Origin of the sequence: Clostridium sp. Marseille-Q5894, from assembly GCF_946902305.1 — a bacterium.
In the GTDB taxonomy this organism is placed as follows: domain Bacteria; phylum Bacillota_I; class Bacilli_A; order Erysipelotrichales; family Coprobacillaceae; genus Thomasclavelia.
The window spans coordinates 107,304-121,566 of the sequence record NZ_CAMPPT010000003.1 but is presented as its reverse complement, the minus strand read 5'-3'; the positions used below and the strand labels follow the sequence as shown (position 1 = coordinate 121,566).

Below are 14,263 nucleotides of genomic sequence, written 5' to 3'. Positions count from 1 at the left end.
GAATTGATCATAACACCCATTTTTACTAAAGAATAAATTTATGGATAAAATAAAGACAAGTTACTTTTAGGTAACTTGTCTTCGTTTTCTATGATTAAAGGGAGGGGTAGTTTTCTTACTACACCTATATAATAAAATGATTAGGTGAACTCAATGTGAACTATAATTAATATAGTATAATTTTTTTACTAAAATTATACTATAAGTAAGATTAAAACAAATAAAATATATTTTGCTTATTTTCTATGTTTATTATATAATATGGTAGGTTTGGAGGTATAAATCATGAATGAAAGTATGTTAGATCGTTTAAAAACAATGGAAAACAGGTATGAAGAATTAGGACATATGCTGATGGATCCGGATATTGGCAGTGATATTAAAAAAATGACCGAAGTTACTAAAGAACAGGCGTCATTACAAACAGCATATGATTTATATCAAGAGTATAAAGAAATTGAAGCCGGGATAGAAGATGCTAAAGAATTAACAAAAGAATCAGATCCTGAGATCAAAGAAATGGCTAAAATGGAATTAGCTGAATTGGAAGAAAAATTACCAGAAATCATTAAAAAGTTAGAAATCGAATTAATTCCAAAAGATCCAAATGATAATAAAGATGTAATTATGGAAATTCGTGGTGCTGCTGGTGGTGATGAAGGAAACATCTTTGCTGGTGATTTGTATCGGATGTATGTAAAATATGCAGAATCTCAAGGTTGGAAAATTGAAGTAATGGAAGCAGTTGATGCTGAAGCTGGTGGTTATTCATTGATTTCTTTTATGGTTAAAGGCGAAGGTGTATATGGAAAATTAAAATTTGAATCTGGTTCTCATCGTGTTCAACGTGTTCCAAAAACAGAAACTCAAGGCCGCGTGCATACTTCTACTGCTACTGTTTTAGTTATGCCGGAAGTTGAAGAAGTAGATGTTGAAATTAATAAAAGTGATTTAAGAATTGATACTTATCGTGCTAGTGGGGCTGGGGGTCAACATATCAATAAGACAGATTCAGCAGTAAGAATTACTCACCTTCCAACGGGAATCGTTGCAGCCAGTCAAGATGGCCGTTCACAACATGATAACAAAGATAAAGCAATGAGAGCTTTAATTGCTAGAATCTATGATTATTATCAACAACAGCAAGATGAACAAGTTGGAAATGAAAGAAAAAGTAAAGTTGGTTCAGGTGATAGAGCAGAGAAAATTAGAACTTATAATTACCCTCAAAATCGGGTAACTGATCATCGTATTGGGTTGACGATTCAACAGTTAGATCGAATTATTGAAGGTAAATTAGATGATATCATTACAGCTTTAATCAATGAAGATCAACGTTTAAAAATGGAAGGACAGCATTAATGGCAACTGTAAAGGAACTAATTAAACAAGCAGAAAGTCGTTTAGATGATGATAATAAAGATGTTAATGTTGCAAAAGTATTGTTTTATCATTTAGCTAAAAAAGAGCCACATGAATTATACTTAATGTATGATCAAGAGGTTGATGATACATTAAAAGATCAATTTTTAGCGGGAATGGAAGAGTATTATAATGGTAGACCAATTCAATATATCAAGGGAGTGGAAACGTTTTTTGGTCGTGATTTTAAAGTAAATGAAGATGTTTTGATTCCTCGTTATGAAACGGAAGAATTGGTTGAAAATATTTTATATCGTATAGATGATTATTTTGCAGATTATCAGACAATTACTTTATGTGATGTTGGTACTGGTAGTGGGGCTATAGCTACAAGTTTAGCGTTAGAAGAGTCAAGATTAAAGGTATATGCAACAGATATTTCTGTAAATGCTGTTAATGTGGCTAAAGAAAATGCTAAAAATTTAAATGCAGATGTTGAATTTATGGTCGGTGATATGCTGGAACCATTGATTGATCGTAATATAAAGGTAGATATTTTTGTTTCTAATCCTCCTTATATTCCTCAAGAACAGGAGATAGAAGCTATCGTTAAAGATAATGAACCACATGTTGCTCTTTTTGGTGGTGCTGATGGTTTGTATTTTTATCGTAAGATCTTCAAAGGTGTGAGAAGTTTATTGAATGATCGTGCACTGCTTGCATTTGAAATGGGTTTTGATCAACGGGAACTAATGGAAGAAGCATTACAAAAATATTTTCCTGATGATTGTTATGAAATTATTAAGGATATTAATGGTAAGGATAGAATGTTATTTATTTATCATAATTTGAAATAATTATAAAAAACTACTTGAGTAGTTTTTTATTTTTAAAAGAATTTCTAAGCCGTGTTTGAAATTTGTGTGGTGAAATAATGCAGGATTTTTGTCATTACTTAAAAAAGGATCATGATATTGGCGCAATATTCTATCTTGTAGGGAGCGGTGCAAGAAATCTCATTGTACAAAATACTAGGTCACCAATAGATTTGGATTACAACCTTGAAATTGTCAGATGTGAAGATTATGAGGATTGCAGATATATAAAAGAATGTGCTAGAAAATCCTTTAATAAGGCATTAAAGAAACACGGTTGGGAAGATTGCGATGATTCAACATCTTCTTTGATTACGAAAAAAAGATATTTTGTTAAAGGTAATCCTACCAGATTTTCAATGGATGTTTGCATTGTTTGTAGAGATACTGATGAATATTTTTATAGGCTTATTAACAACAAAAAACAGGATTTAGCGGACTCAATTTGATTAGTTTAAACGCGTGGTCAAATGCCTCTGATCAATACTATTGGAACAAGGCACCTGATTCTGCAAAAATACAGGAAAAGGCTAAGTATATTAAGCAAACAGGAGAATGGCAGCTTGTTAGGGAGCAGTATTTGAAGATCAAAAATAGATATTTGAGACAAAACGATCACAATCATCCTTCTTTCATATGTTATATCGAAGCTGTAAACAATGTATATAATGCAATAAAGGGTTAAAAATAAGCTGAATAAAAATTTTAAGAATCGTCACTTTTTAAAGAGGGCGATTTTTTGTGATTTTTAATGTATCATTTTGCTAGTCATTGTAGGAAATTACTAATATTTTTATTATATAATTATGTATAGACACAAAGGTGAAATTTGTTTAATAGAGTAATTTGTAATTGTTTGAAAAACGATTTTATTTAAAAATAGTTACATGTTTATTTATAAAATTCACAAACTTTCCAATAGTGTCTTTATATTAGTGATTAGTTTACAACCTTTTAACTTTATTAAAAAGTATTCTTAATAACTATATGGGAAAACAAATATTTTTATTTAAAGATAAGATAGGTAGTAAAAAACACAAGAAAAAGGAGGATGATAAAAGGAAAATTTAAATAAAAATTTATGAATGGAAGGAGAAGGGAAATGAATAAATTTTTATATAAATGTTTAACAGGATTTTTGTCATTAGTCATTGCTTTATCTCTGGTTCCGATGCAGGGAATTATGATCAATGCTGCTGAAGATGAATTAGTAAATGTTGCTTTAGGAGGAACAGTAAGTGCAACTCATCAAAATAATTCGTATCCTGCCAGTAAAGTAATTGATGGCATAATAAGTACAAGTAGTTATTGGGACAGTGGTCCAGTTGATATTGATAATGGTGAAAAAGCATATTTAACATTAGATTTACAAAAAGAATATGATTTAGAAAAAATAGTATTGTTTACTTATCCAGGAAATTTATGGGCTCAAACGACACCACGTCAATATCGTTATACAGTCGCAGTTAGTACTGATAATCAAACTTGGGAAACTGTAGGTGTTAAAACTGAGGGGAATTCTACAGAAACGGGAGATACTTATGCTCTTAGCCCATCTAAGACAGCTCGTTATGTTAGAGTTCAGTTTGATGGAAGTAACAGTATTCAAAATAACACTGAAAATGATCAAATCATGCATTTATTAGAATTACAGACTTTTGCTAAAGTTGAAAAAGTAGAAGAATCACTAGTAAATATTGCTAAAGCTGAGGACTTTACTTTAGTTGGAACATCATCAGGATATAGTGAAAGTAGTATATGTGATGGGAATTTAAGTACCTTATGGGCGACAAACTCATGGGATACAGTTCCTACATTTACTTATACTGTACCTAAAAGTAATACAAAACCAATCCGTAAGATTACTTTAGATTTTGAGGGTGGGCAACATGCTCCAGATCGAATTGTCGATATTACTTTAGAAGTATTGTATAAAGGAGAGCTGGAAAAGGAAGTTATTGAAATAAAGCAAAACTTTAGCTTTTTAGACCAATATAGTTATGAATTTGAAGGAACAACAGAAATTGATCAAATTTATGTAACATTGAGCAATCCTAAATTACTTTCAGGAAATCCAGTGTTATTTACTCCTGCATTTGCCGAAGTAGGAATCTATGTAGATAAGGAAAGTACAGCACCAAACATGAGTAAGTTTGTCAATGTAGCACCTAATGCAACTGTAATTCCATTTGAAGGGGCGAATCCTGAAACAGATAGTGCAAGATTAGTTGATAAGGATTATGGGACATTATTTACTTTCCATCGAGGAGCCTTTTCTACCTTAACAGATAAAGAAGTTTCTGTGATTTTGGATTTAGGGAAAGAAGATTATGATGTAAATGCATTTGAGATCGCTTTTGAAAAATCAAAGTCATTAACAGATACATTTAATTATACATATAGTATTTATACACAAAGTGCTGAAGACGAAAATTGGGTAAAACAAGTAGATCACGCTAAAGCAACACGACTTGCTGGTGATAATGTAAAAACTCATTTTTTAGCTGAAAATGATGAAACTATCAAAGTTAATAAAGTAAAGATCGTGTTAGATGATATGACGTCTACAGGATGGCCATCAATGGCAGAGTTTAAGATTTTTGCTGTAGAAAAATTAAATTTAGATGGTAATCTTGCTTATAACAAAGCAGCACATACAAATACTAATCAGGCTAATAGTGCAAATATAACAGATGGTAAGCCATCATCTAAATGGACAGGTATCTATTATCCAGGTTATGTCGATATTGATTTAGAAAAGAACTATAATTTAGATGAAGTAAAAGTATATCTTCCAACAACTGGGTATTCACAATATGATATTTACACAAGTATGGATGGGGAGAATTTTACAAAAATCTATTCTAAAACTGATAAGAACGCTACACCAGTTGATGGTGATGTAATTGATTTAAGAAGTATTGAAAATCGTGAGGCTAGAATCATTAGAGTTTATGTAAATTATCAATCTGGAACATCTACTAATGTTTCTATCAATGAAGTGAAAATTTATGGTGAAGAAAGCGGTACAGAAGTTCAAAATGCAGCACCTATTGAAGTTGCTGATTTTGAAGATACACAATACGCTGCAAAAATCACAAATGATATGGTAATTGAAGAAGTAGAAGGAATCATTACTCGTCAGATTGGTGGAGAATATGTGGATTGGTTTAGTTTTGAAGTAAGAGATAATCCAAACGGAACAGGATATGATTATTTTGATCTTTCTGAAAAAGATGGAAAAATTCATATTACTGGAAATAATGGTGTTTCTTTAGCAACAGGATTAAATCATTACTTAAAATATTATTTAAATGTAAATATTTCTCAAGTTGGAAATCATGTTTCAATGCCAGATAAAGCTGTTTCATTAAACGGAGAAACTGTATTTAAAGAAACAAAAATGCCTGTTCGTTATGCTTATAACTATTGTACGCATTCATATTCAATGCCATTTTGGGGTGAGGAAGAATGGCGTAATGAGTTAGACTGGTTAGCATTAAATGGTGTTAATCTTGTGTTAGATATGACAGGACAAGAAGAAGTTTGGCGCAGATTTTTAGAAGAACTTGGCTATTCACAAGATGAAGCAAAGGATTTTATTGCAGGACCTGCTTATTATGCATGGGCATATATGGCTAATCTTTCTAATTATGGCGGACCAGTACATAATACATGGTTTAGTGAAAGGGTAGATTTAGCTCGTAAAAATCAGTTTATAATGCGTAAATTAGGAATGAAACCAATTATGCAGGGATACAGTGGAATGGTTCCAACTGATATTGAAACAAAAGACCCTGATGCTAGTGGTTCTGTAATTGCTCAAGGAACATGGAATGGATTCCAAAGACCATCAATGTTAAGAACAACAGATCCAATTTATAATGAGTATGCTGAATTATATTATAAAATTCAAAGAGATGTATTTGGTGATGTCACAAATTATTATGCAACAGATCCATTCCATGAAGGTGGAATTACTGGAGGTATGGATCCAACAGATATTGCTGAAATCGTTTTAGATGAAATGATCAGTTTTGATGAAGATGCTGTATGGGTAATCCAATCTTGGCAAAAAAATCCAACTCCAGAATTGTTAGCAGGAATTGGAAGTAGAAAAGAACATGCGTTAATTCTTGATTTATGGGCTGAAAAAGATCCACGTTGGGATGGTGAATCGTCATATGGATACACATTCCCTAAAGAATTTGGTAATACACCATGGGTATGGTGCTTACTAAATAACTTTGGTGGACGTCCAGGGCTAAAAGGATATATGGATGTATTGATCAATGATTTCCCTGAAGCATACAATGAAACTGATCATATGGTAGGAATTGGAATTACACCAGAGGCATCTTATAATAACCCTGTAATTTATGATTTATTCTTTGAATTGATTTGGGTTGATGATGCAACTAAGCCATTAGAAAAGATCAATGAAGATGCATGGATCAGTGATTATATTACAAGACGCTATGGAGCAGTTAGTGATTCAGCCAAACAAGCATGGGATATTTTGATGGAAACAGTATATGATTCACAAATAAACAATAATGGTGAAGGACCAGTATGTCCTGTTATTAATGCTAGACCAGCACTAGATATTAATAATGTATCATGTTGTGATAGTACATTGATCAAGTATGATAAGGAAAAACTTGAAGAAGCAGCAGCTTTATTATTGGAAGATTACGATTTATTTTCCGGAAGTGAAGGATATCAATATGATTTAGCTAGTGTATTGCTTCAAGTATTAGCAAATACAGCTCAAGAGTATCAGAACAAAATGTCAAGTGCGTATAGAGTAGGTGATTTAGAATTATTTGAAAAATATTCAGCTGTATTTATGGAAATTATTGATGAAACAGATTTGATTGCTTCTACTCAAGAAGTTACAATGGTAGGAACTTGGATCGAGCAGGCTAAAGCTTTAGCTGAAAATGCTGATGAATTTTCAAAAGAACTATATGAATTTAATGCCCGTTCATTAATTACTACTTGGGGAAGTAAATATCAAGCTAATTCATTACATGATTACTCTAATCGACAATGGTCAGGATTGACAACAGATCTATATAAGAAACGCTGGCAATTATGGATCGATGAAAGAGTAAAAGAATTAAAAGGTGAAGTAGCCAAAACAATTGACTGGTTTGAAGTAGAATGGGAATGGGTCAATAGTAACAATGAGTATTCAACAGTACCAGTTGTATTGGATATGAAGGCAGAAACACAAAATATTTTAACTAAATATTCAATGACTAATTTACCTAAGTCTCCAGCTGAAGATAATGCAAGAGATTTAAAAATTAATAACTGGCAAGTAACGGCTGGTAGTGAACAAGCTCAGACAGGATCTGAAGGACCAGCGACTAATTTGATTGATAATAATGCTTCAACTATCTGGCACTCTGTATGGAGTGGAACAGATATGAGTAATATCTGGGTAAATATTCATATGCCTAAAGCAGCATTAGTAGATGGTTTACGTTATCAACCACGTTCAAATGGTGGAAATGGAACAATTACTGGATATATAATCGAAGTAAGTTCAGATAATGGGGAAACATATCATGAAGTAACATCAGGTACTTGGGCTAGCAATAATGAATGGAAGATTGCAACATTTACTCAAGAAGAAATTACTGATATTCGTTTAAAAGTTACAAGTGCTAAATCAGATTCATCAAATAAAAATTATGGTTCAGGAGCTGAAATACGTTTAACAGGACCTGCCGATACGAGTCAGTTAGAAGATTTGATCAATGATGCAAATAATTTAGATTTAAGCTTATATACAAAAGAAACAGCCGATGCTTTAACAGAAGCTTTAATGCAGGCACAAAATATTATAAATAGCGAAGAGGCTTTACAAACAGAAATAGATAAGGCGGTTGAAGCATTAACAAATGCAATTGCAGCATTAGAAATCAAGACAGATACTAATGTAAATAAAACAGCTTTAACAATTGCTGTAAATATGGCAAGTAATGTGACCGAGGAAGAATTAAATAAAGTAGTACCAGCTGTAGCATTTGAATTTGAAGCAGCTTTACAAGAAGCTCAAGCAGTTTTAGCAAATGAAGAAGCAAGCCAGGGTGAAGTAGATGCATCATTTGCTCGCTTATCAGTGGCAATGCATATGTTACAGTTCTATAAAGGTGATACTGCTGCTTTACAAGAATTGATCAACATAGCTAATGAATTAGTAGAAAAAGATTATACAGCTGATTCATGGCAAGTATTGCAGGAGGCAATAGACGCTGCAAATAAAGTAATAAGTAATGAAAATGTAATGCAGGAAGAAGTAGATGCAGCTTATGCAAGACTTCAGGACGCAGTTGAAAGTTTAGAAGCAGTCAAAAAAGTTGATAAGACATTCTTAGAAGCGCTAGTAAATAAAGTAATGGGATTAGAAGGAAGCAAATATACAGAAAGTACATGGAATGCGATGCTGCCAATATTAACTGAGGCTCAAAATATCTTAGTAAATGAAGAAGCAACTCAGTCAGAAGTAGATGCTTCATTAAAAGCATTAACTATAGCTTATTTAAACTTAAGATTAATTCCAGATAAGGATTTATTAGCAGAATTGATCAATAAAGCAAATAATTTAAATACGATAAGCTACAGTGCAAAAACATGGGATATTTTCGCAAATGCTTTAGAAGAAGCAAAAGCGGTATTAGATGATCCTGAAGCAAGTGAAGAAGAAGTAGTGATAGCTTATGAAAGTTTAAAATCAGGCATTGCTGGATTAGAAGCAGTAGATGCCAAAGATACAACAGTGAGTGTCGCTACAGGTGATACTACTAATCTAATTTATTCTCTTGCTGGACTAGCAATTGCTACAGTTGCTTTATATGAAAATAAGAAAAGAAAAAGAATTTAATTTTAAAAGATAAAGTGTGTAAATAAGGAATGAACTATGGTAGTTCATTCTATTACACGCTTTTTATTTTTAGAATATTATGACTATATAATTCTTTGTTAAAAAAGTATTTTTTTCATCAAGGATGTAAATATCGGAAAAAATAATTACAAAAATTAGCAATTGTAAGCGCATTCAACAATTGATATTATATAATCAGATTGGTATATGTTGTATTTTAGCGGGGTAAAGAAGTGACATGATATCAACGTGAAAGGAGAAGGGAAATGATTAGGAAAATCAAAAAAAGTACATGTTTATTATTAGTAGTAATGATTTGTATTTCAACACTTTTAGGTTTAAGAGTTGATACCAAAGTATTAGCTGCTACGGAAAGCGTAATCGGCAGTTATACAGATCATAATAATGAAGAAGATGGAAATGTGCTTATTTTCAACAATGAAAATGCACAAGTAAAAATTGAATTATGTACTGCTAGAACAATAAGGGTACAATTATCACTTGATGGAGGGGAAGGATATCGGCCAGAAGATCCACAATATTATATGGTTCAAAAAAATGACTGGCCATTAGTTGATAAAACGGTTAATGATCAAGGTGATTATATTCAAATCTTGACAGAAGCAATTGAGGTCAGAGTACAAAAAGATCCATTTCGGATTGGAATGTATGATTTAGAAGGAAATTTAATTAGTAAAGATGCTGATGATCAAGGAATGTATTGGAATGATTCAGGTGTTCGGGGAGTAAAAAAAGTAGAAGGTCAAATAAATGCTGGTGGTATTTTTGGATTTGGCTCAGGTGATCATGGTCGGAGAAGTAATCTAAATCGATATGATCAAGATTTTTCAGAATTTTCAATGTCTCACGGTAGAGTAGTAGCACCGTTTTTTATGAGTACTGTGGGATATGGGATGTTTTTAAACACGATAGAAAAAGAAACGACATTCTTTAAACATGGTGGTGGATTTCAGACTAAGAATTATTTAGATTATTATTTTATGTATGGTCCTGATTTTAAGACAATATTAAATGAATATGCAGAAATTACTGGAAGAATGGAAATGTATGGCAAATGGGCCCATGGATTTATGTTGTCTAAATATGGAAATGATAATGCCACTCAAGAAGAATTTTTGGAATGGATTCATCGTTTAAGAGATGAAGATTATCCAAGTGACTGTTATGTTTTCGATTTTGGCTGGCGTGGCGATGTTGCTGATAACGGTGGAAACCAAAGCGGTGCTGGTGAAAAGTGGGGAAAACAAATGTGGAGTAATGATACTACTAAATTCCCTGATATTGCAGCTATGTTTGAAGAAGCTGATGAATTAGGTTTTAGAGTAGGTCTTCATAACAACGCAGGAACTCCAGAAGCTTCTGGTGGAGCAGAGCTATATAAACCAGAAAATGAAGAAATATGGGTAAAATCATATATGGACAGTGTCATTACAACTGGTTATGGAGATTGGTTCTGGCCTGATGAATTTGATGTTTTGGGAAGTAATACAGCACCAACTTTTTCATCAAAGGGGGCATATGAGGCTTGGCAGGAATACACAGATCAAAGTCGTCCGATGTTTATAACTCGTGGAAGTTATGCAGGGCAGCATTATGCAACTGCCTGGTCAGGTGATATTAATCCAACTTCACAAGAGTTAATTAATCAAATCGGTTATAGTATTGATACTGGGCTAATTGGTTATTGGGCAACATCACATGATCTTGGCGGATTCATGAAAAGACCAACTGATGAATTGTATACTCGCTGGGTTGGAGAATTTGGAGCTTGGAATGGGATTATGCGGACTCATGGTCATGATGGTCGTGAACCTTGGGATTATAACGAAACAGCACAAGAAACATTAAGAGATAATTTAAAAATCCGTTATTCTTTATACCCATATACATATTCACTTGCTTGGCAAGGATATAGTCAAGGTGTTCCAATCATGAGAGCAATGCTTTTGGAAGATGATAGTCAATATAATCCTGATGCTTGGGATTTAAATGAACAATATTATTATGGGGATTATTTTTTAGTAGCACCTGCTGCAGATACTAAAGATACAGTGGTATCAGTTTGGTTACCACCAAAAACAACATGGTATAATTATTATAGTGGTGAGCGCTATGAAGGTGGCGAAAATGGAAAAACTATTAGAGTAGCAGCTCCATTAGATGAAATACCAGTATTTATAAAAGCAGGGGCAATTGTACCAATGGGGCCTGATGTAAATTATGCTGATGAAAAACCATTGGATCCATTAACTTTAGATATTTATCCAAAAGGTGAAAGCACATTTACATTATATGAAGATGATGGGCAGACACGTGAATATATCACTAAAAATGCTTATACTACAACTAAATTTGATTGTGCAGTAAATGGAACAGAAATTAATTTTAAAATTAATGAAAGAGTAAATGGGAATGCTGATGTATATACGCCAGTAGATCGTAATTACAATTTGAAATTTAACCATATTGAAGCATTAGCTGGTGTTTATGTTGATGGTTTAGAGATTACTGAAGTGAAAACTTTAGATGATTATAACAATGCTAAACAAGCATATTGGTTAGATACAGAAAATGATCTTGTTTATGTAAAAACTAAAGATACGGGAACAGAAATTAATATCAAACTACTTGATGTTGTTGAAAAAGAAGTAGAATTGGGTGAAGAAGAACAAAGTGTTCCACCACAAAAAATCAATGATGGTGATGTTTTTGAATTAGAAGAAGCTAAAATGTATGGTAGTGTTTCTGTTGATACAGAATGGAAAGGATATACCGGAACAGGATTTGCTAAAGGATTTAAAACAGTTGGAGATGCAGTAGAATTTAGTGTTGATATTCAAAGAGCTGGAGATTATAACTTAGTATTAAATGTTAATAATGGAATTAAAAATGATTCAAGATATGATAATAGTCCACGACAGGGAACAATGTATCTAAATGGTCAAAAGCTTCAGGATATGGAATTTGCGATAACTGATAAGTGGGGTGAAACGGTTAATGGAGTAAAACAAGGTGTATGGGTCAAATATACAATTGAAAATGTTCCTTTAGAAGCTGGTGTAAATACATTTAAATTTGTCGCCGAAGGGGATACAAATCCAGGAAATTATAACTTGGATTCATTGACATTTAATCGAATTGATCGTTCTATTGACGCATTTAGTCAAATAGAGGCAGAAAATGCTACTGCTTCAAAAGGATTTACAATTATTGACGATGATGCAGCAGGTAATCGCAAAATCATGTCAACAAATACAAGTGGTTCTTGGCTAGAGTTTAATGAAGTTAAAGGTGAAGACAAAGGTGGTATTGCAATTAGATTAAAGAGTAGTACTGGTGGAAAGATTACAGTATATGAAAATGGTATAGGTGATAAGATTCTAACCACTTTAGATATACCAAAAGATGATCAGTGGACAACATTAGAAGTAATGTGTAAAGATACAGATGCTATTGAAAGTAATATCTTTTTAGAATTTAATGGTATAGATGATACTGACTTTCAGTGTGATGTTGACTGGTTCTATTTTGAGCCTAAATTACCAGAAATTAATCCTGGTGATATTTTCGAGTTAGAAAATGGTGAAGGAGTAACTGATTCATCAAAAAATCAATTAAGAATTGATACAGAATGGAAAGGATATTCAGGAACTGGTTATTTGGCAGGATGGAAAAATGTCGGAAACTATGTACAATTCACAGTTGATTTAAAAGAATCTGGCATTTATAATTTAGTATTAAATGCTGGATGTGGTAAAAAAGGATCAGCAGTTTATGATGACACACCACGAACGGGAGCATTATATATTAATGATGAAAAAAGAGCTGATTTTGAAATTGAAGTAACACCAACATGGGGTGATAGTCAGAAAAATGGCGTATGGAATGAAGTTGCAATCAGTAATATAGCATTAAAAGCTGGTAAAAATACCATCATGATTCGCTCAGAAGGCGATATTAATCCAGGGAACTTTAATCTTGATTATATGCGCTTTGACAAAGTTGAAATTAATAAAGATGAATTACAAGCATTATATGATGAATGTTTAACTCTTAAAGAAGAAAACTATACATCTAAAACTTGGGCATCATTTATTGAGACAATGACAGAAGTTAAAAATGTATTAGATAGTGAAGAGGTAACTCAAGAAGAAGTAAATAATGCAGTAGTATTGTTACAAGCTGCAAAGGATGCTTTAGTTGAACAAGTAATCGAAACTAATAAAACAGCTTTACAAATTGCTATTGAAATGGCTGAAAAAGCCGACTTAGAAAATGTCGTACCAGTTGTAGTAACTGAATTCAATGAAGCTTTAACAAATGCAAAAGAAGTATATGCAAAAACTAATGCCACTCAAAGTGAAGTGGATAGTGCTTTTGCTCGACTAGCAAATGTAATGCATATGTTAGAATTCTACAAAGGTGATAAGAGTGCGTTACAAAAGCAAGTAGATCAAATCAATGATTTAGATGAAAGTAAATACATTGAATCAACATGGTATGATATGTTACCAGTATTAGATAAAGCAAATGATGTATTAGCAGATGAAAATGCAATGCAAGGTGAAGTAGATGAAGCCTTTACAGAATTAGTAAAAGCGTTCTTGAACTTAAGATTAAAACCAAATAAAGACTTATTACAAGAGTTGATCAATAAGGCAAATAACTTAAACGCTGCAAACTACAGTGCTAAAACATGGGCAGTAGTCGCAGATGCTTTAAATGAAGCAAAAGCGGTATTAGAAGATCCAGAAGCAACACAGGATCAAGTGGATAATGCAAAAGATGTTTTAGCAAAGGGATTAGCGGGATTAGTAGCTAATGAAGAAAATATTGATTCAGCAGTAAAAGCCGGAGATACAACAGTAAGTATCAAGACTGGAGATGACAGTTTAATTGGTGTATTTGCAGGACTTGGATTATTAAGTATGGCTACAATTGTAACGAGTTATAAAAGAAAAGAAGACTAATGTATAAGTCATAATAGTATCTATAGATATCTTATTTATAGATACTATTTTTATTTATCTTTACAATGATAATAAAGATATTTGTATATTGTTTTTGATATAAAACGAAAAATGATTTTTAAATAAAAATGAAGCTGTCT

Annotated in this window: 5 protein-coding genes; all 5 read left to right on the top strand. The window is 32.5% G+C overall.

All coding sequences use genetic code 11. The features are described 5' to 3' along the window. The first annotated feature begins 297 nt into the window (after positions 1-297). The 5 genes from prfA (at position 298) to OC535_RS06250 (ending at position 14,123) form a co-directional block, all read left to right on the top strand. Positions 298-1,362 (top strand): peptide chain release factor 1, encoded by a 1,065-nt coding sequence (gene prfA / locus OC535_RS06270; protein ID WP_498823487.1) that lies wholly within the window; start codon positions 298-300, stop codon positions 1,360-1,362. Further along, on the top strand, positions 1,362-2,219 hold the full coding sequence (gene prmC, locus OC535_RS06265; RefSeq protein WP_498823418.1) for a peptide chain release factor N(5)-glutamine methyltransferase: 858 nt from the start codon (positions 1,362-1,364) through the stop codon (positions 2,217-2,219). The genes prfA and prmC overlap by 1 nt, the downstream gene beginning before the upstream one ends. 77 nt (positions 2,220-2,296) lie before the next feature. After that, complete coding sequence (locus tag OC535_RS06260) at positions 2,297-2,686, top strand: hypothetical protein (RefSeq protein ID WP_227053100.1); 390 nt, start codon at positions 2,297-2,299, stop codon at positions 2,684-2,686. Positions 2,687-3,339: 653 nt separating this feature from the next. After that, entirely contained in the window at positions 3,340-9,132 is a 5,793-nt protein-coding gene (locus OC535_RS06255) for an alpha-N-acetylglucosaminidase TIM-barrel domain-containing protein (protein ID WP_498823417.1), read from the top strand. A gap of 266 nt (positions 9,133-9,398) precedes the next feature. Then, positions 9,399-14,123, top strand: coding sequence for a TIM-barrel domain-containing protein (locus tag OC535_RS06250; RefSeq protein WP_498823416.1), 4,725 nt, complete (start codon positions 9,399-9,401; stop codon positions 14,121-14,123). Positions 14,124-14,263: the final 140 nt, after the last annotated feature.

Bases quoted from the DNA above. Each gene is read 5' to 3' on its own strand.
- prfA (WP_498823487.1), top strand. From the start codon at position 298: ATGTTAGATCGTTTAAAAACAATGGAAAACAGGTATGAAGAATTAGGA.
- prmC (WP_498823418.1), top strand. From the start codon at position 1,362: ATGGCAACTGTAAAGGAACTAATTAAACAAGCAGAAAGTCGTTTAGAT.
- OC535_RS06260 (WP_227053100.1), top strand. From the start codon at position 2,297: ATGCAGGATTTTTGTCATTACTTAAAAAAGGATCATGATATTGGCGCA.
- OC535_RS06255 (WP_498823417.1), top strand. From the start codon at position 3,340: ATGAATAAATTTTTATATAAATGTTTAACAGGATTTTTGTCATTAGTC.
- OC535_RS06250 (WP_498823416.1), top strand. From the start codon at position 9,399: ATGATTAGGAAAATCAAAAAAAGTACATGTTTATTATTAGTAGTAATG.